At 61.1% G+C, this 25,750-nt stretch carries 19 protein-coding genes and 1 pseudogene; 6 read left to right on the top strand and 14 right to left on the bottom strand.

What is annotated here, in order from left to right; all coding sequences use genetic code 11:
- Positions 1-97 precede the first annotated feature (97 nt).
- Genes EJ997_RS00315 through EJ997_RS00305 form a run of 3 tightly spaced genes read right to left on the bottom strand, consistent with a single transcriptional unit; the run spans position 98 to position 4,758 of the window.
- Positions 98-1,486 carry a DUF5719 family protein gene (locus tag EJ997_RS00315; protein WP_126702809.1) on the bottom strand — a complete coding sequence of 463 codons (1,389 nt, stop codon included), beginning with the start codon at positions 1,484-1,486 and terminating at the stop codon, positions 98-100.
- Complete coding sequence (locus tag EJ997_RS00310; RefSeq protein WP_126702808.1) at positions 1,483-4,386, bottom strand: glycosyltransferase; 2,904 nt, start codon at positions 4,384-4,386, stop codon at positions 1,483-1,485. Before EJ997_RS00310 ends, EJ997_RS00315 begins: the two co-directional genes overlap by 4 nt.
- Positions 4,387-4,392: 6 nt before the next feature.
- Positions 4,393-4,758, bottom strand: a complete 366-nt coding sequence (locus EJ997_RS00305; protein WP_126702807.1) for a WhiB family transcriptional regulator — start codon at positions 4,756-4,758, stop codon at positions 4,393-4,395.
- 197 nt (positions 4,759-4,955) lie between these two features.
- On the opposite strand from EJ997_RS00305, the gene EJ997_RS00300 reads away from it, so the two are divergent.
- The 3 genes from EJ997_RS00300 to rfbA all read left to right on the top strand — a co-directional run bounded on the left by EJ997_RS00300 (position 4,956) and on the right by rfbA (position 7,635).
- A complete protein-coding gene (locus EJ997_RS00300) occupies positions 4,956-5,789 on the top strand; it encodes an inositol monophosphatase family protein (RefSeq protein ID WP_126702806.1) in 834 nt (277 codons plus the stop codon).
- On the top strand, positions 5,786-6,421 hold the full coding sequence (locus EJ997_RS00295; protein WP_126702805.1) for a TIGR03089 family protein: 636 nt from the start codon (positions 5,786-5,788) through the stop codon (positions 6,419-6,421). The genes EJ997_RS00300 and EJ997_RS00295 overlap by 4 nt, the downstream gene beginning before the upstream one ends.
- A gap of 344 nt (positions 6,422-6,765) precedes the next feature.
- Positions 6,766-7,635, top strand: coding sequence for a glucose-1-phosphate thymidylyltransferase RfbA (gene rfbA / locus EJ997_RS00290; protein ID WP_126702804.1), 870 nt, complete (start codon positions 6,766-6,768; stop codon positions 7,633-7,635).
- 262 nt (positions 7,636-7,897) lie between these two features.
- Here the strand turns inward: rfbA and rfbD are convergent, their stop codons facing one another.
- Entirely contained in the window at positions 7,898-8,755 is an 858-nt protein-coding gene (gene rfbD / locus EJ997_RS00285; protein WP_126702803.1) for a dTDP-4-dehydrorhamnose reductase, read from the bottom strand.
- Between the two features lie 111 nt (positions 8,756-8,866).
- Between rfbD and EJ997_RS00280 the strand changes: the two genes are divergently transcribed.
- On the top strand, positions 8,867-9,481 hold the full coding sequence (locus tag EJ997_RS00280) for a dTDP-4-dehydrorhamnose 3,5-epimerase family protein (RefSeq protein WP_126702802.1): 615 nt from the start codon (positions 8,867-8,869) through the stop codon (positions 9,479-9,481).
- A 287-nt stretch (positions 9,482-9,768) separates the two neighbouring features.
- On the opposite strand, the gene EJ997_RS00275 is transcribed toward EJ997_RS00280, so the two are convergent.
- The 10 genes and pseudogenes from EJ997_RS00275 to EJ997_RS00230 all read right to left on the bottom strand — a co-directional run bounded on the left by EJ997_RS00275 (position 9,769) and on the right by EJ997_RS00230 (position 22,985).
- Positions 9,769-11,490: a DUF2142 domain-containing protein gene (locus EJ997_RS00275; RefSeq protein ID WP_126702801.1), complete on the bottom strand. Its 1,722-nt coding sequence runs from the start codon at positions 11,488-11,490 to the stop codon at positions 9,769-9,771.
- A 75-nt stretch (positions 11,491-11,565) separates the two neighbouring features.
- The gene (locus tag EJ997_RS00270) at positions 11,566-13,299 is read right to left on the bottom strand and encodes a DUF2142 domain-containing protein (RefSeq protein WP_126702800.1); all 1,734 of its coding nucleotides are present in this window, start codon (positions 13,297-13,299) and stop codon (positions 11,566-11,568) included.
- On the bottom strand, positions 13,296-13,760 hold the full coding sequence (locus EJ997_RS13310; RefSeq protein WP_228201519.1) for a lysylphosphatidylglycerol synthase domain-containing protein: 465 nt from the start codon (positions 13,758-13,760) through the stop codon (positions 13,296-13,298). Before EJ997_RS13310 ends, EJ997_RS00270 begins: the two co-directional genes overlap by 4 nt.
- On the bottom strand, positions 13,679-14,221 hold the full coding sequence (locus tag EJ997_RS13305; protein ID WP_228201518.1) for a lysylphosphatidylglycerol synthase domain-containing protein: 543 nt from the start codon (positions 14,219-14,221) through the stop codon (positions 13,679-13,681). The genes EJ997_RS13310 and EJ997_RS13305 overlap by 82 nt, the downstream gene beginning before the upstream one ends.
- Positions 14,218-15,300 (bottom strand): glycosyltransferase family 4 protein, encoded by a 1,083-nt coding sequence (locus EJ997_RS00260; RefSeq protein WP_126702799.1) that lies wholly within the window; start codon positions 15,298-15,300, stop codon positions 14,218-14,220. The genes EJ997_RS13305 and EJ997_RS00260 overlap by 4 nt, the downstream gene beginning before the upstream one ends.
- On the bottom strand, positions 15,297-16,205 hold the full coding sequence (locus EJ997_RS00255) for an NAD-dependent epimerase/dehydratase family protein (protein WP_126702798.1): 909 nt from the start codon (positions 16,203-16,205) through the stop codon (positions 15,297-15,299). Before EJ997_RS00255 ends, EJ997_RS00260 begins: the two co-directional genes overlap by 4 nt.
- 217 nt (positions 16,206-16,422) lie before the next feature.
- Positions 16,423-17,372: pseudogene (locus tag EJ997_RS00245) on the bottom strand (glycosyltransferase); the annotation flags it as partial.
- A complete protein-coding gene (locus EJ997_RS00240) occupies positions 17,369-18,382 on the bottom strand; it encodes a glycosyltransferase family 2 protein (protein WP_126702795.1) in 1,014 nt (337 codons plus the stop codon). The pseudogene EJ997_RS00245 and the gene EJ997_RS00240, both read right to left, overlap by 4 nt.
- Before the next feature lie 293 nt (positions 18,383-18,675).
- The gene (locus EJ997_RS00235) at positions 18,676-20,655 is read right to left on the bottom strand and encodes a S9 family peptidase (RefSeq protein WP_126702794.1); all 1,980 of its coding nucleotides are present in this window, start codon (positions 20,653-20,655) and stop codon (positions 18,676-18,678) included.
- Between the two features lie 359 nt (positions 20,656-21,014).
- Entirely contained in the window at positions 21,015-22,985 is a 1,971-nt protein-coding gene (locus EJ997_RS00230; RefSeq protein ID WP_126702793.1) for a peptidoglycan recognition protein family protein, read from the bottom strand.
- A gap of 436 nt (positions 22,986-23,421) precedes the next feature.
- Between EJ997_RS00230 and EJ997_RS00225 the strand changes: the two genes are divergently transcribed.
- A complete protein-coding gene (locus tag EJ997_RS00225; RefSeq protein WP_126702792.1) occupies positions 23,422-24,729 on the top strand; it encodes a UDP-glucose dehydrogenase family protein in 1,308 nt (435 codons plus the stop codon).
- 23 nt (positions 24,730-24,752) lie between these two features.
- A complete protein-coding gene (rfbB, locus tag EJ997_RS00220; protein WP_126702791.1) occupies positions 24,753-25,742 on the top strand; it encodes a dTDP-glucose 4,6-dehydratase in 990 nt (329 codons plus the stop codon).
- Positions 25,743-25,750: the final 8 nt, after the last annotated feature.

Genomic DNA, 25,750 nt, shown 5'->3' with positions numbered 1-25,750 from the left:
GCATGTGAGATTAGGCCTGCCGCCGCTCGACGCCCATCACTCACGCGTCTGCGACACTGGCGCAGACACTCATTCGTGTTGCCGTGACGAAGCGTGCCTAGTTGATGACCTGGAGTTCCAGGTCGCTGGATCCCGCCGGTGGGATCGTGAGGGTTAGCCCCGCTATTCCGGTGATGGTCTCCAGCTCCTTGACTGAGAGAATCCCGGCATAGACCCCCGCATCTGCTTCAACAACCGCGTGCGATGCACTATCCGGCGACGCCACTGTAGCGATCTCGTCAACGTCGACCTCGGTTTCTTCGACCTCTGCGCCAAGGTGGTCGTAGAACGTGATCGTGGCTCCGGTCGGTTCCGCAGAGTACAGCGTCACATACGATTCCGAGTCCGGGATCGTGACAACACCGTTCGTGACGGGCTCACCAGAAGCGAGCCAGGCAAAATCACCCTCCAAATCTACCCGCGCCGCGGCAAGAACTGGACGGTCGGCGTCAACGATCAGGGCGGACCAGTCACCACCCAGCCCGTCCATCGACAGGTCCAGGACCGTGCCCGGGGCGAGAGCCACATCCTGCGAACCCGGCACTTCTTCCGTACCATCTGTCGTTGCGGACAGTACCGACACGGTCGCCGTCTCCGATCCCGGATTCGCTACCCGGAGAGAGACATCGCCGTTCTCCCCGGATAGGTCGGCTCCCGGGACAACAACTCGCTGCGAGGGCGCAGCCCCTGGCGAGACAGTTTCGACACCGGAGCCGACAATGCCATCAACCTCGTGGGTGAGCAGCTGGGCCGCCACCTCACCTCCCGTGGAGGTGATGCGGAAGGCAAGGCGAGCATCCCGTGCCCCTGCCTCAACCAGAAGGGTTTCGCTCGAATAGGCGTCGACGGTTGTGCTCGACAGGATCGATGGGGCCGCTTCGCCGGTCGACGTGTAGACATCGATATTGACCGTGGCGGGACTTCCCGAAACGTTTGTCAGGACCAGCTGGGATGAGGAGGACGCCGACGTTGCTCCGCCGACAAGGAACTGTTCGGTTGCTGGCGCAACGCAGGAAGTCATCGCCATGCCGGCAAGTTCGCCGCGGTCCTGGAAACGCTGGGTCGTACCGGTAGCTAAAGCCGCCTCATCCCCCGGCTCTACGCGAAGCTCGCCCGGGAAGGCACCCGACTCGAACGACGAACGCAGATTGTCCGTGCCCTCGGATTCGATAGTGGTTCCGGCCAGGCTCGCGTCGCCGCCGGACACAACGATCGTTCTCGTGCGCACGAGGTCCGTGGAGTCTTCCCCGCCGATTCCGGCAGTCGTCTCCCCCATCGTGTTCTCGAAGTCCGGTCCGCAGGCTAAAGACACGGCGCGTGCCGTTCCCTCCACCGAGGACAGTGCGGGATCTGCCGGGTCTGCGGCGGGCGTCAGGAGGGCAAGGGAGACGCCTCCGACCCCGATGGCAAGGGAGGCCAGTCCGGTTGCGATACGAGTCTTGCTCATCGGATCCTCCACGGCAGGCTGACGGTGATGTTTCCAATAATGAGAAGAGCCCGGAGCAGGGTCACCCAGATAATCGAGAACCCGCCCTCGTGGGAAATCGTGACCTCGCCGGCCTCTTCAACGGTCCACGCCGCACGCCAATCATCATCGGCACGCTCCAGCTCTTCGCCATTCTGGGTTGCGGTCCACTTCGGGTTGTCACGCTCGGCAAGGTACAGAACACCCGGTTCGGCATCAACTGCCGCCTCGATAACGCCGGACGGCAGTACCTCTCCGCCCTGCATGACGCGTCCCGACGGGACGTCGACTCGCCAGAACGTGCCAACATCCGCGGTTGTCACCCGGGTGATTGAATCGGTTGCGTCCAGCATCCTCGCGAGCTGCTCCGACTGCTCTCCGGTTCCGGGAATGAGAATAACGGTGACAGCGTGCTCGGCCATAAGGTCGGCGAAATCGTCCTCACCGAGCCGGGTCAGGGCCTGCCCAAGGTCGTCCCCGCTGGATGGGAGATGACCGGTGTGGGTAAGTTGCGGACCGTCGCCCCGCCACAGCGAAACCGTGATCTTCTCCCCTTCGGGAGTGACCACGAGGGTTCGGCCCTTTTCCGGGTCCGTTGAGCTCTTCTGCGCGAGCGCGGGAACGCTCACCTCGGGAGCGCTACTCACCGCATGCTGAGGGGATCCGGTATGAATGCCAACGAGCCACGAGGCCGCCGACGCGACGGGAAGGGCAACGAGGCCCAGGGCGCAGATACCGACGAGGGCGTGCCGCAATGACAGGGACGAATCTGAGAGGTCGGCGCGGATACCGTGGGCTCCGCCCACGATTGTAACGAGCAGGCCGAGCCACAGCAGGCTGAGGCCCGGGCCCGGCCAGGCGATTGCCGTTTCGAACACTCGCTCGTCCACACCGATTTCCTGGGTGAGCGAGAACGAGACAAGCAGGCCCCCAAGACCAACCAGCGCCCATCCCGCTCTGACCGTACCGAAGCGGCGTACCCGAGCAAGCGAGACCATCGCGGCTAGAACAACGAGACCGGTGGCGACGAGGATGACGACTTTGAAGGAACCGATTCCTCCCGGCCATCCCGCCACCACCTCGTACTCGGTTCCGGCCTGCCAGGAGAACGTTGCTCCGGGGAGGCGAACCAGGGAACCGGGAAGGTCCTTCAGGAGATACCAGAGGGCGGGACCCGCGAGGGAGACGCCGGGGGCGACAAGCCACATCCAGGCGGCCCGTCGCTGCGCAACGGCAAGGACGAGGGCCACAACGCCGAGCGGGAGGAGGAACGCCGGGTAGGCGGCGCCCGCCACAAGAGTCCACCAGGCTGCCGATCCCAGATGGGAAGAGCGTTGCGCTCGCACGTAGCGAGCAATCGCTGCCACGACGAGGGGAAGCACAATGTGGAGCAGAACCGCACCGGCCTGCCCCGCGGACAGGGACGACAGGAGGGGCGGCGCTACCGCCCACGCGGCACCCGCCACGAAGCGCACCGCCGGGGAGTTCGCGACCGCACCGGAGGCGCGGAAGGCCGCCATGCCGGCCAAGAACGGGGCGAGCAGGAAGAACAGGAAAACAACTTCGGTGAGCGTGCCACCAAACCAGCCCGCCACGTACACAAACGGGATCGCCAGAACCCAGATCGGGTCCAGGTATCCGGGATAACCGTCACCGGTGGGAACCCACGACGATATGGCAAGGCGAAGGAGATCGCCTGCCGACGAGTCATCGGGAAGCAACCCGCCACCCGTCAACCCGAAAGCCGGGAGATTTGGCAGGAACGCGACGATTCCCGCAACGATGGTGATAACGGCGAGGGCAAGACCACTGGCTCGGGTGCGACGGCGGCGCTCGGCCGCTTCTTTGCGCAGGTGCTGAGGCGGAAGGTGCCGCAGGCGCCGAGCCTCGCGCTGGGCCTTACGAATATCTGAGCGACCGTCAAGAACGTCGCGGTGCCGGGCTTCGAGGCTCCGGTAGGACGTTGTGACGGTTGCCTGCTTGAGCCGCTTCCGGGCGCGCCACAGCGCGCCGGTCTTCGCAAGTAGGCTAGCGCCGCCGCGAAGCTCACCACGGGCACGGACCGTGTCTTTCACGCCGAGACGGAAGAGTGCGCGTATGGGGGACAGGAGCAGGAACCAGAGGAAAAGGACCGGGGCGAGAAGGAGCGGGGCTCGCTGAATCGCCGTGTACATCTGGGATCCGCGGCGCCGACCAAAGGAGGCAGGGGTGTCCGCGAAGGACTCGCGGGCGTGCCTGATAACTGCGGAGGGAACAACAACGACGCGGTGGCCGGCCGCTCGGAGGCGCCGTGACAGCTCGAGGCCGTCACCGAAGGGCCCCAGGACGGGATCGAATCCCCCAGCATCGACCAGGTCAGCGGTCCGCAGGAGCATTCCTGCGGTGCCGACACCGAGAACATCGTCGCGCCAGTCGAACTGGCCCTGGTCTTTCTCCCTCGGATCCAGCTCGGGGACACGGCGGCTTGACCGGGTCGCCGTAATGCCAACTTCAAGAAGCTCCGTCGGGTCGTCCCAGCCAACCTGCTTCGGGCCGAGCGCTGCGATTGCACGAGAAGCTTCACCGTCGCGGTGCAGGTCGGCGAGGCACCGTTCGCCCGGTGCCGAGTCTGCGTGGAGGAGCCACGTCCACTCCGACTCCCCCATGCCGTCCTCGTAGGCGGCACCCGATGCGGTGGCGTCAGAGCGAATGATGTCGGTTTCGATACCAACATCCGTGAGAACGGATACGTCGAATTCGCCGTCGTCCAGGAGGACGAGGTTCAGCCTGTCGGGGGTGCGGGTTCCGGACGCTACCGCCTGGAGAGTGGTCGGTAAATGGTCGGACGTGGAACGGCCGACGACAATCGCAAGAATGCCGCCGGCCGCGGTGTTAGCGCTCACCGCTGATTACCGTTCTCCAGCGGCCCGCCTGCGCTGGCGCGAAGCCCTTCTGCGGTCATTATCTGACATGCCTCCCCAGATGCCGTGGCGAATATCGTTCGACAGGGCGTACTCGAGGCACTCCCCACGAACTTCACAATTCTGGCACACGCTGGTTGCAGGGGCGGTGGAGCCGCCCTTCTCCGGGAAGAAAATATCGGGATCGGTTTCGGCGCACAGCGCTCTGTCGAGCCAGCCGAGTTCTCCCTCGTCGTAGCCGAGCCCCCACAGGTTATGGAACAGTGAGCTTGTGCTGGTGGGAAGCTCCGTTACGGACGCTCCCTTGCTTTCATGGCGCGGATGAGGCGCCTGGTTGCCGGTCAGATTCCACATCTGATCGAACCCCCTTACTAATTCGGTCACTGAGTAAATTACAACCGTGTAAGACCCAATTAGTCAAGGTGAAAAAGGCAAGTTATCTCGAGAATTCTCTCAAGTGGCCGATAGACACGCCACAAATCGCCCATAAAGATTGGATTCTCTTCACAGCCTCATTGGCGTGTTGCTCCCCGGCGTGTCAGCATTGATATGTGCTTGATACGACACCGTCCGAAATTCGCCAGTTCATTATCGATCTCTGCACCACCCTTTCCCCAGGTCTGAGGGCCGCGAACAGGGATGCTGGGGCGATCGACACGAAGACAGATTTTCACGATGTCGTGACCGTGCACGACCGCGCCACCGAGGTAGCAATCCGGGAAGCAATCTTTGAGCGGTTCCCCGAGTCGGTGGTTCTCGGTGAAGAGACCGGATGGTCCAACCGCACGGGTGACACTGGGGAGCCCTCCCCAAACGATCTGATCTGGATCGTCGACCCGATCGACGGCACCTCCAACTTTGCTGGCGGATGGGATTACTGGTGCATCTCAATCTCGGCCGCCCGCGGTGGAGAGTTTGTGGCATCCGGGGTCTGCCAGCCCATCGTCAACCGGATTTGGTCGGCTGACGACACGGGCGCATACCTGGATGAGCCCGGTTACGAGACTCGCAGGCTCTCCGTCCAGCGGGACGCTGTTCCTTCGGATGGTCTGTGCGCCACGGAATACCCAAAGATCAACTCTGCTGATGATTCCGCGCTGGTGAGATGGCGGGAAGCGGGACGTTCGTTCCGGTCGATGCGCCGCCCGGGCTCCACAGCTCTCGACCTTTGCTACGTGGCAGACGGCAGGGCCGTTGCCTCGTTCTCGACGGGAGTTCACTCGTGGGATGTGGCGGCGGGAATCCACATTATCCAGCAGGCCGGCGGGATCTACGAAGGCTACAATGGGGCAGAACTATCAACTCCTATCTGGGATGGTTCTTCCTTTGTTGCAGGCGCCTCTAATGCCTGCGTAGCGGCCGGACGAAAGGCTCTTGGACTGTGACTGCAATTGACGTGTATCGCGCCCTGCTCAGCCGGGGCGCTCTACCGGTGCTCACGCTTTATGGGAGCTCGGCCGGGGCTCCCCGCCTCGAGCTCTCCGGCAAAGTTGTCGCCAACCACGTCGCTAAGGCAGCTAACTTCCTCGCTGACGATCTCATGATCGATGCTGGTAGCAATCTAGAACTGGACCTGCCAAGTCACTGGCGTCTCATCACCTGGGGCCTCGGCGGGCTTCTGGCCGGCGCCACCGTTGGCTTCGAAGACGGGGAAACACTGGTCACCACCGATCCCTCCGGGGACGCCGACGAAGTCATTGCCGTTTCCCTCGGGGCCCTCGATCTGTCCTACCCCGGTGATCTTCCAACAGGGGTAACCGACGGCAACGGTGAAGTTCTTTCCCAGCCAGACATTCTCCTCGACGAAACTCTTGGTGCGGACTCCAACGCGGCAGACTTTCAGGTCGATCTGCCGGAGGGAAGCGGCCGCCTCCTTCTCGTCGATCCAACGCCCCAGGAACTCCTCTCCACGTTCCTTTCCGCCCTTCAAAAGGACTGGACCCTTGTCGTTGCCGACGCGGACTCGGCAGAAAAGGCAGAGCAGGTTGAGGGAGCCGTTCGCCTACCCCGAGTCTGAGAGAACGCTTCGTCCCTAAGAACATGCCGTCCCTGAGAGCGCAAGTCAATTAGAAGTTTGGGAACATAGGCGGATTGGATCCGACAGCTTTGGTCGTTCGGGCCCGGATCGGCCGCTTAGTGCCAGCATTATTCGCCCCTTGGCACCAGCATGATCGGTCGCGAAGGTCACGCAGTATCCTCCTCCCGACTTGAAGGCGATGCATGTCTGCTCAGCCTGGGACGTTGACGAACAGTTCCTGAATCCTCCCTGATTCGAGTACCCGTTACCGGCTACTACTCGTGCGCTCCCACGGGTTTCAGGCAATAATGGGCGAAGCACATCCCCTACCGGAAGGTTCAGTTATGCGTGGCATTATTCTTGCCGGTGGTTCCGGCACACGCCTGCACCCCATCACCCTGGGTGTGTCCAAGCAGCTTGTTCCGGTCTATGACAAGCCAATGATCTACTATCCTCTGTCGACTCTTATGCTGGCTGGGATCAAAGACATTCTCATCATTACGACCCCGCATGACGCGGAGTCTTTCCACCGTCTGCTTGGCGACGGTAGCCAGATGGGAGCGAACCTCTCCTACACCGTCCAGGAAGTTCCCAATGGACTGGCTCAGGCCTTCGTTCTGGGAGCCGACTTTGTTGGCGATGATGCAGCGGCACTGGTCTTGGGTGACAACATCTTCTACGGCCCAGGTATGGGAGCAAAGCTACGCCGCCACATTGATCCCGATGGTGGTGCGGTTTTCGCCTATCACGTCAACGATCCCGAACGTTACGGCGTGGTAGAGTTCGATCGCGAGTTCAAGGCCCTGTCGATTGAGGAGAAGCCAACAAAGCCGAAGTCAAACTATGCGGTTCCTGGCCTGTACTTCTATGACAATGACGTCGTTGCGATTGCTCGTGACCTAAAGCCTTCGGCTCGGGGCGAGTACGAGATCACGGACGTCAACGCTCACTATCTGCGTGAAGGCAAGCTGTCAGTGGAGGTCCTCCCCCGCGGCACGGCCTGGCTCGATACCGGCACGTTCGATTCTCTTGCTGATGCGACAAGCTTTGTGCGTACAGTCGAGGCCCGCCAGGGCCTGAAGATCGGCGTGCCAGAAGAGGTCGCGTGGCGCATGGGATTCCTCACCGATGAGGAGCTCGTCGAACGCGCGGAGCCTCTCGTGAAGTCCGGCTACGGCCAGTACCTCCTCAACCTCGTCGAGCGAGGTAAGTAAGAGCCACCACGCCAACCACGTTGTGGCTAACGCCGGTGCCGTATGAACAAAGGGGACGGCCCCCTCAAACCTCATACAAATGTCGGTCGGTCTCGCTTAGTGCGTGACCGACCGACATTTAGATGAAACCTTGTCTAGTTAAAAGCTTGTTTAGATGAAAGCTTGTCTCGTTGAAAGCTTGATTGCTATTCAATCCCGGTTCTTAGGGTAGATCGATGAGAGTCTTCCGAACGAGGAGTGCAGCACCTGGGTTGCGTCCGCTCTAGTCCTTGAACTCTGCAAGGACTGCCGGGGCGGCTTCGTTCCAGCGTTCGAGCCAGTTACCGATCGGGTCGACGCCGACGGCGACGAGCTGGTTGTGGCCAAGAACTGAGAAGGACGGGCGCGGGGCGGGACGCTGGAATGCTGCGGCCGTTGTTTCCTTAACGATGTCCGGGTCCTTATCGAGGGAGGTCATGATGGCCTGAGCAAAGCTGTGCCAATTGGTTCGCCCCGAGGAAGTGCCATGGTAGGTGCCGGAAGGCACCTCGGCGAGCACGAGGCGGAGGATCAGGTCTGCGAGGTCGGCGGTCCATGTCGGTTGACCAACTTCGTCGGTAACGACAGACAGGGTCGAGTTCTTGTTTGAAAGCTCGGCCATGGTCTTCGGGAAGCACGTGCCGTGAGCACCGTAGAGCCATGCTGTGCGGACAATAATGTAGTCGTCGGTACCTGCGCGCACCGCCCATTCACCCGCGGCCTTCGTCCGTCCGTAGGCTCCCGCCGGGTTGACGGCACCGCTTTCCAGGTACGGGGACGAGTTCGAGCCATCGAAAACATAGTCGGTGGAGATATGTACAAGCCGGGCACCGATTTTCTTGCAGCGGCGCGCGAGGTGTTGAGGGCCTACGGCGTTGGTGAGGAAAGCTTCCGCCTCGTTTTCTTCGGCGGAATCAACGGCCGTGAATGCGGCAACGTTGACAACAACGTCGACTTTGTCGATCGCGTGCTCGACGGATGCTTCGTTCGTGATATCGACTTCGGTTCGGTCCACGGCCATAACATCGTGGCCTTCCGCAACGAGCCGCGTAACCAGGTCAGTTCCGAGCATGCCCTTTGCGCCGACAACCATCCACCTCATCGGCAGTCCCTTCGTTCGGTGACAGTGGTCTTAGCCTAGCGCGCCCGGCCCAATATTCATGCCAGGTGCTAGTGTGGGATCCAACAATTGAACCGAATTTGGGAGGCCCCCTTGGACATCCAGCCACTTTCGATCAGCGGCGCTTGGCGCATCACTCCCCAGCAATTCCCTGACGAGCGGGGAGTTTTCCTCGAAGCTTTCCAACAGCCAGCCTTCCATGAGGCAATCGGCAGGTCCCTCGAGATTGCTCAGGTCAATACGTCAATCTCGAAGGTCGGCACGATCCGCGGCATCCACTACGCCGACATTCCACCGTCACAGGCCAAGTACGTCTTCTGCACCCAGGGTGCGATCCTCGATGTCGTCGTCGATATTCGTACCGACTCCCCAACATTTGGTCAGTGGGACGCTGTCGTTCTTGACGATATTGACCGCCGTGCCGTCTTCATTTCCGAGGGCCTCGGCCACGCATTCATGGCCCTGGATGACAACTCCGTTGCCACCTACCTGTGCTCCACCACGTACTCGCCGACGCGCGAACACGGCATCAATCCCCTGTGCCGCACGATCGGGATCGAGTGGCCCACGGAGGACCGCAACGGCAATCCCATCACCCAGATCATTTCTGAGAAGGACCGCAATGCTCCCGGACTGAATACGTCCAAGGAACAGGGGCTTCTTCCCACCCTGGCTCTCGCTGAAGGCTTCGTCCGCGGACAAAAGTAGCAGCATCAGACTATAGGTCGACGCGCAGCAAATAGATCCAAGTACCCATCGCGGTTCTGTCAATAAGCATCGCGGTTCAGTGATCTAGCACCGCGGTGCTGTCGCCCAGTACTAGCGCGGACCAATCAGGTCCCGTGGGGAGCACCAGTTGCTCCCCACAGTCGTATCGGCAGGTTGCTTAGCCCTCAATGGCTCGCTCAGCTGTGAAGAGCCGGTTTAGCGGCCTTCAACAGAGGAGTCATGGACGGCATCGCCCGTGGATGCGTGGCGCGGCTTGGCGTCACCGTTCAGAGCTGGCCCTTTCTGGGCTTCGGAGGCTTCAACACCGACACCCACCGGCGTGTTCGAATCTGCTTCGTCAGATCCCGGGGTGGTTTCCCTGCGGGGCGGAAGAGCCGCTCGCCGAGAAGCGGACGAACCTTTGCCTCGTCTTTCGATAGGTCAAGGCGTGATTCGATTCGGGCAACGATAGCTGCAAGGACAAGTGCGGCAACAAGGACGATAACCACGCCGGTCATGAGGACCGTGGTGGTCCTGGAGCTGATACCGGTAACTTCGGAGAAGCGCTCAAGATCAATCCTCGTGTCCTCACCGGGGTAGAGACTTTCGAGGAAGTAGACGTAGCCGTAGGCACCGACGATGACGGTAATCGCGACAAAGATAACGAGGGTGATTCCTCGTCTGCTTTGCAACCCGAGAATGATGACTGAAAGGGCGGCGATCATCGGGAATAGGTACCTGCCCTGAACACCCGCGATCATTCCCGTCTCAACGTAGGTGGACCAGGACTCGGCCAAGAGAACGAGGACGAGTCCTCCGACGGGAGAGAGAATAGCAACCGCCGTGCGGCGATGATTGCCTGCGGCGATCACGCCCCAGATCACTGCAACAATGAGGGCGCCCGAAAGCAGGAAAGTGAGGTCGCTCGGGAACTTCGCCTCGAGCCAACCAAACGACGAGAAGAACGACGTGGCAATGCTACGGAGTGCGGATGATAGGAATCCCGCGGGTTCGGCAAGGGCCGGATCCCATTCCGCGCCAGGCGCGCGGTGGAAACCAGAGGGCTGGATAACGCCGTACCGCACAACGTTGAGAATCCACCACCAGCCGATGGCAAGAGCGAGAACGCCCGACGTGCCGGTAGCAACGATCCGGCGCCTCCACGACTCGTCTCGCTTGAGCATGAAGACAAGGACCAGTGCCAGACCAAGCGCCAAGAGAAGCCCCTTGCTCCAGAGGGCCAGCCCCAAAGAACCGCCCGCGAGAAGAACGGTCTTCCGAGAAATCGGTTCCGTACCCGCCTTGGCTAGCGCGGCAACAACGAGAGCCCCCGTACCAATTGCCATCGAATCATTCGTCACGCCCCCCGTAATCGCAAAGTACTGGGGTATAGCGAAAGGCAGGAAGCCCGCGGCCAGCGCCCATGTGCGTCGCACGCCCAGCCTGCGTGCCGTGTAGACAAGAGCGGGAACAACGGGCGCAGTGAGGAGTATTCCGTAGAGGCGGAGCACGGTGAGCATCCTGTCCCACGGCTGCTCCTCCAAATCAAAGACAGAAACCAGGGCAGCCCCACCCGCGTAGTAAACCGGCGGGTGCTGGCTCATCTGGTCAATCTCAACGGCCTCCGGATCGGCCATCTCCACCGGGCCAATCGCAGACCGTTCGCCTTCCGGGACAACTTCCCGCTCCGCAAAGAACGTATACAACGGGGGCTCGCTACGCTGCTCAACACCGCTGTTCTCCAGGCGGGTGCGAGACATACCGACGAAACTATCCGCCTGCTCAACGATAATGCCGGATTCCCGTCCCGCCTGCACAACGGCAGGATCAAGCATCGCCTCACCCGGCACCGGCCATCCCCCACCGCTCGCTAACCGCAGGATCGAGTTCACGTGGTGCGGCTCGTCCGGGCCGCGGAAACCAGGAAGGGACAGCGCCCAGGCAACCTGGAACACCATGACAAGTCCCGTCAGAAGCAGGGTCGCCCCCATGAACACGCGTTTCGTCATGTCCTACTCCCTTCCTGTCCTGATGCTAACCGTACGAATAGCGCTCGCGGGCAACGACTCAAGTACGGCAAGTGCCTACTCGGCAGAAGATCCGCGCGGCGTCGAAGACTTGGGACTTGGCAACGCGTTGCCGCGCTCGCGGACCGCTCTCCCGCGTCGCGACGTATCGTCACCAGCATGCTCGTGGCGGGCTTCGCGGCTACGTGAGCGTGCAACCTGCCAGCGGCCCAGCCAGTCGTTACGCTTCGGCGATGTCACCTGGTGCCCTGCGGCAGGTGCCAGCTCTGCCCAGCGGAAGCCAACCATGGCAATGGCTGCGATCACGAGGACATAGACAAGGACGATCAGCCAAACGCCGAACTGGGGCAGGCCGACAACCTCTGCAAAGCGTTCCATGTTCGCCCATACGCCGCCCGGGTAGGCGCTTCGGAGCATCCACAGGTAGCCGAAGGCCCCGATGGTCAGAGTGGCCCCAACGAGGATCCGGTAGCCGCGGGTGCCGTACCTGCGGATTGCGAGAAAAATGCCGCCGAGCACGGCGAAGCAGGGATAGAGATACCTGCCCTGGACTCCTGCCACGGCCGCTGTTGACAGGTAGTTCGACCAGGCTTGGACGTAGAGAAGAAGAAGCAGTCCGACGAACGGGCTGAGCAGAATGACGTAGGTCTGGCGGGTGTTACCAGCACGAACAACGCTGAGCACCACGAGGACGATCAGGAGAATGATGAGGCCCTGGCCGATGATTGCCGGGAAGTCAGATTCGAGCCAGCCGAACGACGAGAAGAACGAGTTTGTGAACGTCCGGTAGGCCGTGGAAAAGAAGTTACCAAAATCGGCAGAATCAGCACTCCACCCCACCGGTGGATCCCGGTGGAAGCCCGCCGGTTGGATTACGCCGTAGCGGAAGATGTTCAAAACCCACCACCAACCAATGGCGAGCGCCAGGGTGCCGGAGGCAAGCGTGGCGATGATCCTTTTCTTCAAAGGCTCGTTCTTCGCGAGCATGAAGACGAGGATTAGGGGAAGCCCGAGCGCTAGGAGCAGTCCCTTCGTCCAAAGAGCCGCACCAAGCGAGCCCCCGACAAGAAACACGGTCTTCCAGGAGATTCTTTCCGTGCCCGCCTTCGCAAGAGCTGCGACGGTCAGTGCTCCCAGTCCGATTGCGAGAGTGTCATTCGTGACGGAAGCGGAGGTTGCCAGAAGCTGGGGAACAGCAAGTGGCAGGAAGCCTGCGGCAAGAGCCCAGGGTCGGCTGGCCCCGAGCCGTCTCGCCGTGTAGATAATCGACGGAACAAGCGGGATCGTCAGAAAGATCCCGTACAGGCGGAGCACCTGAACGAGACGATCCCACGGAGCATCTTCCAGATCGAAAGCTTGAACAATGAGGGCACCGCCCGCGTAGTACACGGGTGGATGCTGCGTCATCTGATCGATTTCGGCAGACTCCGGTGAGGCGGCCTCGACGGGGAACAGGACGATTCTGTCCTCGCGGTCAGCCACTTCCATGTCAACAAAGTTGGCCTGGCTGGCACCCGAGAAATGAAGCTGGGTGCGGTTTTGCCGGGTGAAGTCTTCACCGTCCGGGACGATCATGCCGGATTGCTGTCCGGCCTCAATGATCTTCGGGTCAAGCATCGCGTCGCCCGGTTCCGGCCATCCACCGCCGCTGGCGATGCGGAGGATGGAGTTCACGTGATGCGGTTCGTCCGGTCCTCGAAAGGCGGGGATGGTCAGGGCCCACACCGTTTGAACAATGACGACGAGAAGCGTGAGAAGAGCGCTGGAACGGACAAAGCTACTGCGGGTCACGTGATGCTCCTTGCGTCACGTCTCATCTGGAACGATGCTCCCAGGCCCAGAAGCAGGTCGGCCACGGTGAAGAGGATGCGGCTGAGAAGAACGACGACAACGACATCGCCCCCGGGGACGAGGCCCGCCAGGGTCGCGCCGAGGGCAAGTTCGCGAACGCCAACGCCGGCGGGAATGAAGAAGACGAGGAAGCCCACGACCCAGGCGAGAGCGTAGCCGCCGACGGTCAGGATGTAGGTGTCGATCCGGGCCTCGTTACCGAGCCCGGTGAGGATCAGGAAGACCTGGAGGCCAGCAATGATCCAGCTGGCCGTGGAGAACAGCGCTGCAACGGTAATGGCTTTCCCGGTGAAGGGACGCTCAAGACGGTCCCGTTTGATCAGGGCCAGGCCCTTATCGATAAGGCGATTAAGGACCGGTGGGTACAGAACGATCGCAAGAACCGGGAGGACCAGCAGCACCCACCAGTAGGCGCTCGTGCCCGAGGGCCAAAGACGATCGCGATAGCTGCAAGGGCAAGGCCCGTCACAACACTGACCGCCATCGACATCAGTAGAACGGTGACGGAACGCCTGCGGGAAATGTTGTAGTCCGCTCCCATCTCGGCCGCCGCAACAAAGTTCCAGACGCCGCCGGGCAGGTACTTAGCGACCTGGGAGACGTAAAAGATCCTGCAGGCAGGTCCCTTTCCCACGGGCTCCCCAGCATCATTCAGAATTACTCGCCACGCCAGCATCGTGAGGATGACGAAGATGATGGAGACGACAAGCGAGAGGACAACGATCCACCAGTCGAGGCGCGACAGCGCGGCCGAGACTTCATCCCAGTTGCCGATCACGGCCCAGATCGCTGCCGCTATGGCGGCAACCATGAAGATCGCGCGGAAGGCAGGCGACCGGAGGGCGTCGAGGACGGCCCTCACGAGAGCCGCTCCACGAGCGGACCAACAACGGCCGCATGGGAGAACGCAGAGTCGGAGACCTTCGCGGCCCGGGAACGCATGTCCTCGCGCAGTTCTCGGTCGCCCAGGAGGGTTCTGATGGCATCCGCGAGCGCCTGCGGGTCGCCCGGTGCCACGTAGGTTGCACCGTCCCCGAGGAGCTTTTGCTGGGGATCGGTCCTGGAGGTTATCACCGCACATCCCGCCGCCATCGACTGGTACACCTTGTTGGGAACAACCCGCTGGGCTTTCTCGGTGGTTCCAAAGATGCCGAGGGCAATGGAATGGTTCGCAACGATGTCGGGCAGATCACCGGATTCGACCCAGTCAATCCAGGTAACCGGTGCATCCCCAACGATGGTGCGGACCTCGTCGTAGTCCTGGCCCGTGCCGATCATGGTGGTTTTTGGCAGATCCCCTGACTTGTTGAGCAGGGCGAGTGCGTGGGCAATGACCGGGGCGCCCTGCAGGGGCGTGTACAGCCCGAAGAAAACAATCCCGTTGTCGGGGTCCTGCCGGCGTGCCTCGAACCATGCATCCGGTGCACCGACGGGAACGACAACGCCCTTGTGCCTCATGGACTGCGGCGCAAGCTGCGCGTGTGCCGGGGTGTCGTAGACGACGACGGTGGCAGCGCCAATGGCAAGCCTGTCGAGGATCGATAGGACGGAAGCGAGTGCTCGTCCGCGCGCTCCTCTGTCCGCTGCCGTGTCGGCCGCGTAGATGAGGTGGTCGAGGACGATCGTTGCCTTCGGGAACAGGATCCGGGCAAGCACAACATCGAAGTGTCCGAGGTAGCCGACCACGACCACGTCAGGACTGTATTCCCCGCGGTATTGCGCACTGGCCTTTATGAGCCTGCTCCAGTTCTTCGCTAGGTTCCCGAAGAAGCCTGCCGCCGCCTTCGGGGAGGACAGTGCTTCAACGCGCGATTCGGTGCTGACCGTTGAGGGCTCGTTAATTTCCCGGACCGTATGGCCTGCGTCTTTGAGTCCTTCGAGGAGGATGCCGGCGCGTGGATGGACGGACGTGTTGTAGGTACCAAAGCCAAGGATCTTCATCGTTCATCCCTCCATTCCCACATGGCTCGCACACCCTCGGTGAGGGGTGTTGTTGCGGACCAGCCAAGCAGGTCCCGGGCACGGGTCGTGGCGAGCCACGTCGACCTGTTGTCGTAGGGCCGTCCCTCAAGAATCTGAGGGGCAGTATCAATGCCGGTGACGCCCGCAAGAACTCCGGCAAGTGCCTCCAGCGAGGTGGGCTCTCCGGAGCCAATATTGATGGTCTGGCCGGACGCGGACGGAGTTTCAGTTGCCGCCACAATAGCGCACGCGCAATCAGCGATGTAGACGTAGTCGCGAGCGACCGTTGGATCCCCGTAGATCACGGGAGTTCCGCCGTTGCGGAGCGCCTTCATCCAGTGGCCGAGAACGCCCTGGCCTCCTCTGGCGCGCTGGCCGGGGCCGTAAACATTCGAGATCCGCAGGATTGTCGAGTCCGGGAAGATGCTCCGACAAACCTCTTCCATCCGAACCTTGAATTTTCCATAATCGTTCGTTGGCGACAGCGCATCGTCTTCGCGGTGGGGCGGGTGACCATGGCCGTAAACGGTTCCTCCCGACGAGAGGAGAATAAACCGGGTGTCGCCGCCGCGAGCCAGGGCCGCGCAGGTTTCTTCGAACTCTTTGAGCTCAGTTTCCCCCGTGCCGGGATCAGCTGCGATCGTGGCGGGAGTCGATGACGTGGCCGCCCACACGACGGCGTCGAGGTCCCCGGCGCCTGCTCGAGCAGCGTCTTCACCGGCAACCCTGTTCTGGTCGGCGCCGGCGCTGACCGGGCGATAACGGTTACCGCCCGAGATCGGGTTTGCGCGCGTGAAGGGTACGGCGCTGTGGCCCGCCTTCTGTACGGCTGCGGTGAGGGCACTTCCGATGAAGCCGTTGGCCCCAACAATTCCGATTCTCATCGCATACCCGCGATCTTTTTGAGCAACGGCGCATAACGCTCTCCGACGGCAACGACGGAGCGGTCGGCAACGCGGTCCTTGCCCGCTTCGGAAAGGGTGCGGCGCAATTCCGTATCGGCTGCAAGCTCATCGATGGCGCGGGTGAGCGCCGCTTCGTCGCCGGGGTGACGAGGAGTCCGGTTTTCCGGTGGGAGACGACGGTGTCAATTCCGGGAAGGTCGGAGGCAATGGTGGGTAGGCCGGAGGCAAGGGATTCCAGGAGAACAACGGGAAGACCATCCTGGTCGCCGGAGGCGGCCCGGACGGACGGGAGGATGATCATGTCGGCAGACGAATAGCAGGCACGCAGTTCAGTCTTTGGTTTCTCGCCAACGAACGAGACGGGCATGCCATCCGCCAGTTGCTTGAGTTCCTCTTCGAGGGGCCGTGCCCGATCACGGTCAGGCGATAATTGGTTTCAACATTTTTGAGGGCAGCGATGAGGTGGCGCAGGCCCTTCTTTTCGACGAGGCGGCCCACGAAAAGAATCTCAACGGTATCGGTTTCTCTAACGTCGTGGGGAACAATTCCGGACAGGTCGGCACCCATCGGCTCAACGGACACCGCGGAGGAATCAATTCCGAGCCTCTCCACTTCCCCCTTCATCTGAGCATTCATGACGGTCGTGTGCTTCGCATGCTTCACGATCCGCGTGATTAGGCCGCGTAGCGGAGTGTCGACGAGGGCGTAGAGATCACCGCCGAGGGTGGTCAGGAGGACCGGGATTTTCCGGTTCACGACAAAGGCGGACAATCCCTGAGGGATGATCCAGAAGGCATGAATGACATCCGGTTTGAAGGAGCGGATGTGGCGGGCCACGTTATAGATCTCGGAAACGAAGAAGGGAACGATTTGGAGTGCGCGGATCCTGCGGCCCCGAATGTTCTCCAGGATCGCACCGTCGGCAAGGTCTTCCCAGCGGCGCGGGAAAAACCGGAAGCGGTAAATGTCGACGCCGCGATATGTCGAGCGCGTCGGCGCGTCCGGCACGGACGGGACAAGAATCCTCACGTCCATGGTTTTCGCCAGTTCCACGGCTAGGTCGCCGACGAATTCCGGCGTGCCGTCACCCGGCTCGGCAGGGAAGGTCGATGCGAGGAGGAGGACTCTCGTGCGCCGTTCAGTCACCGGGTTTCATCTGCTTCCTGCTCGAGAAGACCATCGGGGGCCTCAATCCGCGGATCCTCGGTTACCGGATCCAAACCGTACTGAACGGCCTTTATTCGCTCCAGCTGATCTTCGAGGAGAACCCTGTTTGTTCGTAGCAGATCGGCGATCACGAGGAGGGCAAGGCAGAGGAGCCCGCCGACCAGCATCGAGGAACCAAGAATCAGGGACTGAATGTGGCCGGCGCCGTCACCTTGGAGCCAGAAGATAAAGAACCGGATGAACGGGACAAGACCAGCCACCATCATGAGCCCGCCGAGCCATCCGAGGATGACGTAGGGCTTGAACATGAGGAAAGAACGGACGATCGCAAGGCCCGACTTGAACATGTGCTGCCAAATGTTCTTAAACAGGCGCGATTCGCGAGTCTTCGGATTCGTCGTGACCGGAACCGACTCGATCCGCAGCCTCTTATTACCCGCCTGAATAATCGTTTCCATGCAGTACGAGAACTGGGTGACGACATTCAGGCGGTACAGGGCAGAACGGGAGTAGGCACGGAAGCCCGATGCCGCGTCGGGCAGTCTCGTGCCCGCGGCAACGTTTACGACCTTCGAACCGACGTTTTGCATGAGCTTCTTAAACTTCGAGAAGTGCGCAATCTTTGAGGTTTGACGGTCGGCGATCACGATGTCGGCGCGGCCCGCCACGATCGGGGCAACCAGGTCCGGGATTCGCTGCTGTGGATACTGGTTGTCGCCATCCGTGTTCACGACAATATCGGCGCCATGCGACAGCGCGTAGTCAACCCCGTCGCGGAAGGAGCGGGCAAGACCCATATTGCGAGCGTGACGCACGAAGTGTGTCACGCCGTAGGACTTGGCAACCTCGACGGTACGGTCGGTCGACCCATCGTCAACAACGAGAATCTCAATCGAGTCAACGCCCGGGATCTCTTTCGGGATCGATTCGAGCACCAACGGAAGGGTGTGCTCCTCGTTCAGACAAGGAACCTGGACAAAGACTTTCATAGCTCCTCCTTCAAACCCCCTACCTTACGAGAAACTACCATTACCGCGGGGAATCTCGTCCTCATCTGTAAGCGATTCGACACGCACCAATCCTATCGCTCACCCGAGAGCGCCAATCCCAACCCATTCCGGTTCGCGCAACTCCGGCCCGGCACCGTCGGCGCGTCGCCGCAACCGGGTTCGATCGACGGTAGGAAAGAACGCGTGGATGGGGCAAATAGAAGCGCCCGAGCCGGGTGTAGCAACTGCTCGCTATCTCCGGCCCGGGCGTATCGAGATTCCGATGCACTTACTTAGCCGAGGAGTTCGGGACGCCTCCACTCGTCGCCACGCACGTGCTGGGCGAGGAATGCCATGACGGTCTCGTACCAGACGAGCGAGTTCGAGGGCTTGAGGATCCAGTGGTTCTCGTCCGGGTAGTACAGGAACCGGTGACCATCGACCTTCGAATCGCGCAGCAGAGCGTGCCAGAGGGCGTGGCTCTGCGACAGCGGAACACGGTAGTCCTTGTCGCCATGAATGACGAGCATGGGAACTTCAATCTGCTCCGCAAACGCGTGGGGTGAATAGGTTTTTGCCTGCGTGGGTGCCATCCACTCGTGCCATTCACCGTTGTCGGTGGTGCGTCCCATGAAATCAACATTCCACAGGGATGCGTGGGTGACAATGCAGGAGAATCGATCCCCCGTGTGCCCCGCCATCCAGTTCGCCATGTAGCCACCGTAAGAACCGCCGAGAAGCGCCGTGTTCTCACCCGAAATGTCCTCGCGGGCTTCCGTCACGTCAATGAGGGCAAGGATGTCCGTGTAGGGGGCTCCGCCAAGTTCGTCATTGCCGCGGTCGATCATGGCCTGGCCGTAGCCGGTTGAGATCGCCGGGTCCGGCATGAGAACCGCGTATCCAGCAGCCATGAACGGTCCCGGGTTCCAGCGCCACGTCCAGTCGTTCCAGGAACCCCACGGGCCGCCGTGCACAAACACGGCAAGCGGAGCGGGCTCGGAGGAATCCGGCAGTGCCAGCCAGGCCCTGATATCGGTTCCGTCCTCGCCCTTGGCGGTCACCTCGGTGAGCGAGCCGACGCTCGCGATCTCGGGGGTGAGCCTCGGAAGCTCGGTAACCGCGCCGGTTGCCGGGTCGATCTGCACCGGCGTGGCCGGCTGGACGATCGAGGAGCGCAGGCACACGATCTTGCCGTCTACCAGGCCAACGGAGCTGTAGGACAGGTCGTCATCGGTTAGGAGAGTGAACTCTCCCGTGGCAACATCCACCCGATATACGGAGGAACGTCCCTTCCTGGGCGCGGATGCTACGAGCGTGTTGTTATCGAGCCACTCGCCACCGGTCGTCCAGTCGTCAAACGAATCGGTGAGCGGCTTCCGCTCGCCGGACTCGAAGCTGTAGACCTCGAGCCAGGACCTGCGAGGCTTGCCATCCCGGTTGCCGGTCGAGGCGCTGATCATGGCGCGCGAGCCATCCGGGGAGATCGGGCCTGCCCCGAATTCCACCGGGTTCTCGGCTGCCGTGTCGGAGAGGTGATCCGCGAGCGCAACGGCGGCAATCTTGCCGTCATGAACGGAGTAGACGCTACGCACCTGAGTGGTGCCGCCGACGAGGGTCTCGATGGTGACGAGGATTCGGGTGCCGTCTTCGGAGACCTCGATGCCCTGTAGCCTCCCCTCAGGGATTTCAACCGGCTTGAGTTCGATCAGGTCGTCACCGTCGAGGCTCGGGAGTTCTGCCTCATACACCCGCGGATAAGCGGGCCCGAGGTCGTGGTCCCAGAACCTGACGGGGAATGTTTCGTGGAGGATCGCGGACACTCCACGTTCCTTCCGGTCCTTCGCAACCTCGAGGTTCTTCTCCTCATCGGCAGCATTCTTCAAAGTCTGAGCAACAATGAAGAGCTTGCCACCGGTGGCGACAATGGACTTCACCCCACCGGGCCGGCGCAGGACGACGCGGGCTTCACCATTCGGGGGAAGCATCCAGATGGCCTTGTTGACATCTTCGGATGAATCATCGTCATCCCTTTGGGACGTGAAGTAGATTTCTCCGCGTTCGCCGATCGCCAGGAGAGTATCGCCCTTCTTTGAGCGCGTGAGCCGCACGGGCTCTTCCCCGACCTCGACGAGCCTTGTCACGTAGGTGTCCTTTTTCTTGGACAGGGAGGCCACGGAGGCAACGGTCCGTCCGTGGCGTGAGGTTAGGCCAGTGATTCGGGGTGCCGCGATGAAATCCTCAAGGGAATCGAAAATGTTCGCTTCTTCAGTCATGTACTTCTTGTTCTCTCTCGTCGACGAAATCCTCAACCCGACCCAGCCCAGTAGCTCAGGTCATTCTGGGTCGCATAGCGGGCGGTGGATCGGCCTAGCCCAGCATACCCAGAAGTCCTCACCTAGCCCCGCCCAAAGCCACCGGCGTACGGCGTGCACGGCAGGGGCACATGCAATGCGCGGATTCAGCCACTCTTCTGCACCAGATCTGCCGCCTGCTGTATGAGAGGTCATGCCCGGCTGCGATAGGTCATGCCCTGGTACGCGGAAGGGCGGCGTGCCCCTTGGCTACGCCACCCTTCCGTTCGGTGTTGTGCTTGTCGGCGTGCGCAACTGATTTGTGCGCGACCGCCGGGTTACTACCGGTTGAGTTCTCGGACGACGCCGATTCCATCCTTGCCGTCGCGGTCCCAGTCGCCAACGACGACCTTGTCGTCTTCCCTACCGTATTTGAACTCGAGATCGGCTTGGCCGGACACGTTGAGGTAGTTCATGTAGTAGGTCTTGCCGCGGCGCACGGTGATCGTGTCGTACTTGCCACCGTTCCAGTTACCGATGAGAACCTCGTCGCCAACACGGCCGTAGTTGATGACCTTGTCAGCGTTACCACCGGTCACCATCCACTTCATGTAGAACTTGTAACCGCGGCGGACAATGATCTCGTCGTTCCCGTCGCCGTCCCAGTCCATGATGTAGGCCTCGTCGTTCTCGCGGCCGTACATGAGCGTCCTCGTCGGCCTGTTCACCGACAGGTCGTCGTAGATATAGAAGGTCTTGCCGGAACGGAGGATCAGGGAGTCCTTCCCGTCACCGTCAATGTCTCCGGTGTAGACCTCCTGGCCAGGCTGACCGATCGTGTAGGTCCGAGTACGAGTCGGGGTGCCGCTCGTTTCCGCGAACGTGAAGGTGTTGCCGCGACGAATGAAGGGGAGGTCGCCCTTACCGAGAAGGTTACCGACGTAGAACTCGTCGCCGGGCTTACCGAAGAACTGAACGTCGCTAGAGATCGGCGAGAAATCGTTCGTTCGGTAAATCGCCAGGGTCGGGCCACTCGTTGCTTCCGCGATGGTCGACTGGACGTTGTTCCGAATGCTTGGAAGGAGCGGGTAGATGTTACCCGGGCAGATTGTGGCAGAAACGTCACGGTGACCGAGGATCGAGTTCACCGTCGTGTAACCGCCGGTGCGGGAATTGTAGAACGTCCACGTGCCCTTCGGATCAACTCCGGCCACGGAGAACTTCCAGGAGATCAGGTCCGTGATCGCGTTGATCGACGCGTTCGTGGGCTGAATCGAGCCGGTGTAGGTTCCCATGACAGAGATTCCCATGGAGCCCGTGTTCGCGGGGGCAGCGTGTCCGCCGACCACCATGTCGTTGTCTGCGGAGGTGAGGGAGCCGTAGCGGCCCTCATAGATCGTGCCGAAGCGGTCAACGAGGAAGTTGTATCCAATGTCGTCCCAGCCACGGCCCCAGCTGTACGTGTGATAGTCGTGAACGGACCGAACAACGCCCGGCGCCTGCGCCTGCGTGTAGTTGTTCGTGCCGGCCGTGTGGTGGATAACTGCGCCACCGAGTTCAACGTAGGTCGGGGTCCACGCCGGTGGTATCCGTTCCTGGCCCCACCCGGAACGAGACACGATGCGGGGAGCTACCACGCCGCCGGAAATAGAAGCGGGCTCATGGGCGAGAGCCTCGGCCCCACCTGCGGTCTGCTCCTGGGCAGTGGCTTCATTCGCACCCAGGGGCGAGTCGCTGCTCTCTGCGATCTGCTCGAGCTCCGGCAGTGCCGCAGCATCAACCGGATCATCAACGTTGACGGCTGGAACACTCTCGGTGCCGACAGCGGGGGCAATGGAGGCCTCCGAAGGATCAGTGTTCTCTGCCGCCTCGGACTCGCTACCATCCGTGAGGACAAGCGTGAGGCCGTCTGGAACAGTGTCACCGGAAACCCGCACCTGAACGCCTTCGGCGCCGCCGGCAATAAACGGTTCCGTACCATCATTGCCGCCCTCGCCGGTTTCGATCTCGAGGTTGTACCAATCGCTCCAGGCACCGGCTTCGAGAACGCGAAGATCAACAGATTCCGGAGCCTCGCCCTCCCAGGTAACGCCCGCGACGTAGAACGAGTCGGCAGACATCGGCTCCGTCAGTAGCGTGTATCCATCGTCAGCGCCCCCGGCGCTCAGATGGGACTCGCGAAGAGTAAGTGGCGTGGCCGACTCGGAATGGCCGAGAAGGTCAACAAGTTGGGCTCCCTCCCCCGTGTCCGCAACCGCCACCGCTGGCGAAAGCACAAGGACCGAGGCGAGAACTGCAGAACGGAAAAGCATGCTTTAACTCCAGGACAAAGATCTCTACGAAAACTAATGTATCGCGTTGTGACAAATGAGCAAGATGTTATGAAAGTTGTTTATGTGTTATTCACATTTACTTCTTTACCTGCAGTGACGCGGGAAATGTCCTGTCAAAGGATCCATTACGGGGGTGAAATGGCGGAGTAACGCCAGTGCCCGGGCCCCACCCACAGAGCCGGACTGGCCACGTCGGCAATTCCGACATATCGGGCGTGACGTTTATAACGTGCAATTGACGGCAAATTATTGCCACCAATTTTGGGGATGTCCCATTCTCCGAGATTGATTCGACGCACCTTCACTTCTGGAGCCCTGCTCTTTCCGGTCCCCCCACCTGGGGATTTCATGAACGTTCACACAGGGCTGAGCAATGTCGCAGGTCATTGCCGCACTTTTTGGATACCGTGTCTCTATGAACATTTCTGTCATTGGCTGTGGTTACTTGGGTGCCGTGCACGCTGCGTGCATGGCCGAGATCGGCCACACGGTCGTGGGTGTGGACGTGGACGAGGAGAAGGTTGGTCTTCTGTCCGCTGGTCAAGCCCCGTTCCACGAGCCCGATTTCGAAGAACTGCTTGCCAAGAATGTTGACGCTGGCAGGCTCCGGTTCACCACGGATTTTGCCGAGGTTGCCGATTCCCAGGTGCATTTCATCGGGGTGGGTACGCCCGAGGCAGCCGATGGCTCGGCAGACATGACGTACATGACCTCCGCTGTCCAGTCCCTGTTGCCCCACCTGGGTAAAGCCGAGGGGCATTCGATCGTGGTAGGTAAGTCCACCGTTCCGGTGGGCACCGCCGACTCGATTGAAGACGCAGTTGTGGAAGCGGGTGGGATCCTGATCTGGAACCCCGAATTCCTGCGCGAATCCTTTGCTGTGCAGGACACGCTCCGTCCAGACCGTCTCGTCTATGGCGTGTCCAAGGACGAGGAACGTGCCCAGGTGTCCCAGGACATCCTCGACGAGGTCTACGCCAACATTATTGGTGCCGGCGTGGTGCGCCTGGTCATGGATTTCCCTACCGCCGAACTGGTCAAGGTCTCGGCGAACTCGTTCTTAGCCACCAAAATTTCGTTCATTAACGCCATGGCAGAGATCTGCGATGCCACGGGTGCGGACGTGACCAAGCTGGCCGAGGCAATTGGCATGGATGACCGAATCGGGAAGAAATTCCTGCGCGCCGGCATTGGCTACGGCGGGGGTTGCCTTCCCAAGGACACGCGTGCCTTCCAGGCACGAACCGAACAGCTGGGCCTGCACTCCCTGGACTTCCTCACTGCCATTAATGAGATTAACGACCGTAGGCGTAACCACTCCGCCGAGCTCGCAATCGAAGCATTGGGTGGGGATGTTGCGGGGAAGAAGATCGCGGTTCTCGGTGCGGCTTTTAAGCCGAACTCCGACGATATGCGCAACTCCCCGGCACTGGATATTGCCAAGACGCTGGCCGATGCTGGGGCCACCGTCGTAGTCACCGACCCGGCCGCCGGACCGGTCTTGCAGCGCAAGCGTCCCGAGATCACGGTCGCAGCCAACGCTCACGACGCGATTAACAACTCCGAAGTAACACTCCTGCTCACCGAGTGGGACGTGTTTAAAAATCTCGACCCCACCACACTGGCCCCCGCGAACAAGATCATCATCGACGGACGTAACGCACTCGACCCGCAGGTGTGGAAGGACGCGGGCTGGGACTACTACGGCATGGGCCGCTCCTAAACGTTCCCAGGAAAGGTGAAGCCATGAAGGTTCTGGTTACCGGTGGTGCCGGGTTTATTGGTGCCAACTTTGTTCGCGCCACGATTGAGGAACGTCCCGATGCTGAGGTGGTGGTTCTCGACAAGCTCACGTATGCGGGGAACCCGGCCTCCCTCAAGGGCTTAGACCGAGTCAAACTCATCGAGGGCGATATCGCTAACCCCGAGACAGTGGACGCCCTGGTCAAGGATTCGGATCTCGTTGTTCATTTCGCGGCGGAGTCGCACAACGACAACTCACTGATCGACCCCTCCCCGTTTATTACGACCAACCTGGTTGGCACATTCACGCTACTGGAAGCGGTCCGCCGTCACGGGGTCAGGTTCCATCACATCTCCACCGACGAGGTGTACGGGGACCTGGAGCTGGATGATCCAGCAAAGTTCACCCCCACCACCCCCTACCATCCATCCTCGCCCTACTCGGCATCCAAGGCTGGTTCGGATCACCTGGTGCGGGCCTGGGTGCGGTCCTTCGGCATCGAGGCAACAATCTCGAACTGCTCCAACAACTATGGCCCCTACCAGCACATCGAGAAGTTCATTCCCCGCACTGTCACGAACCTGATCGACGGGGTCAAGCCCCGCCTGTACGGGGCCGGGTTAAACGTGCGGGACTGGATCCATGTGGCAGACCACAACACGGCTGTGTGGACCATTATCGACCGCGGCGAAATCGGGAACACGTACCTGATCGGTGCCGACGGTGAGAAAAACAACCTGGAGGTTGTCCAGCTGATCCTGGAACAGTTCGGCTACGACAAGGACGACTTCGACCACGTCACCGACCGGCCCGGCCACGATCTGCGATACGCGATTGACAACACGAGCCTGCTCGAGCTGGGCTGGCAACCCCAGTTCCCGAACTTTGCCGATGGCCTGGCCGACACCATCGCCTGGTACCGCGACAACGAAGCCTGGTGGCGCCCCCAAAAAGAAGCCGTCGAAGCCAAATACGCACAAACCGGCCAGTAGTGCCGGTC

Source organism: Flaviflexus ciconiae, assembly GCF_003971195.1.
Taxonomy (GTDB): Bacteria; Actinomycetota; Actinomycetes; order Actinomycetales; family Actinomycetaceae; genus Flaviflexus; species Flaviflexus ciconiae.
The sequence above is the reverse complement of the archived record's forward strand: the minus strand, read 5'-3'. Positions and strand labels throughout refer to the sequence as shown.

Coding starts and splice junctions, on each gene's coding strand:
- EJ997_RS00315 (WP_126702809.1), bottom strand. CDS start 1,486: ATGAGCAAGACTCGTATCGCAACCGGACTGGCCTCCCTTGCCATCGGG.
- EJ997_RS00305 (WP_126702807.1), bottom strand. CDS start 4,758: ATGTGGAATCTGACCGGCAACCAGGCGCCTCATCCGCGCCATGAAAGC.
- rfbA (WP_126702804.1), top strand. CDS start 6,766: ATGCGTGGCATTATTCTTGCCGGTGGTTCCGGCACACGCCTGCACCCC.
- rfbD (WP_126702803.1), bottom strand. CDS start 8,755: ATGAGGTGGATGGTTGTCGGCGCAAAGGGCATGCTCGGAACTGACCTG.
- EJ997_RS00275 (WP_126702801.1), bottom strand. CDS start 11,490: ATGACGAAACGCGTGTTCATGGGGGCGACCCTGCTTCTGACGGGACTT.
- EJ997_RS00260 (WP_126702799.1), bottom strand. CDS start 15,300: ATGAAGATCCTTGGCTTTGGTACCTACAACACGTCCGTCCATCCACGC.
- EJ997_RS00255 (WP_126702798.1), bottom strand. CDS start 16,205: ATGAGAATCGGAATTGTTGGGGCCAACGGCTTCATCGGAAGTGCCCTC.
- EJ997_RS00240 (WP_126702795.1), bottom strand. CDS start 18,382: ATGAAAGTCTTTGTCCAGGTTCCTTGTCTGAACGAGGAGCACACCCTT.
- EJ997_RS00235 (WP_126702794.1), bottom strand. CDS start 20,655: ATGACTGAAGAAGCGAACATTTTCGATTCCCTTGAGGATTTCATCGCG.
- EJ997_RS00230 (WP_126702793.1), bottom strand. CDS start 22,985: ATGCTTTTCCGTTCTGCAGTTCTCGCCTCGGTCCTTGTGCTTTCGCCA.
- EJ997_RS00225 (WP_126702792.1), top strand. CDS start 23,422: ATGAACATTTCTGTCATTGGCTGTGGTTACTTGGGTGCCGTGCACGCT.
- rfbB (WP_126702791.1), top strand. CDS start 24,753: ATGAAGGTTCTGGTTACCGGTGGTGCCGGGTTTATTGGTGCCAACTTT.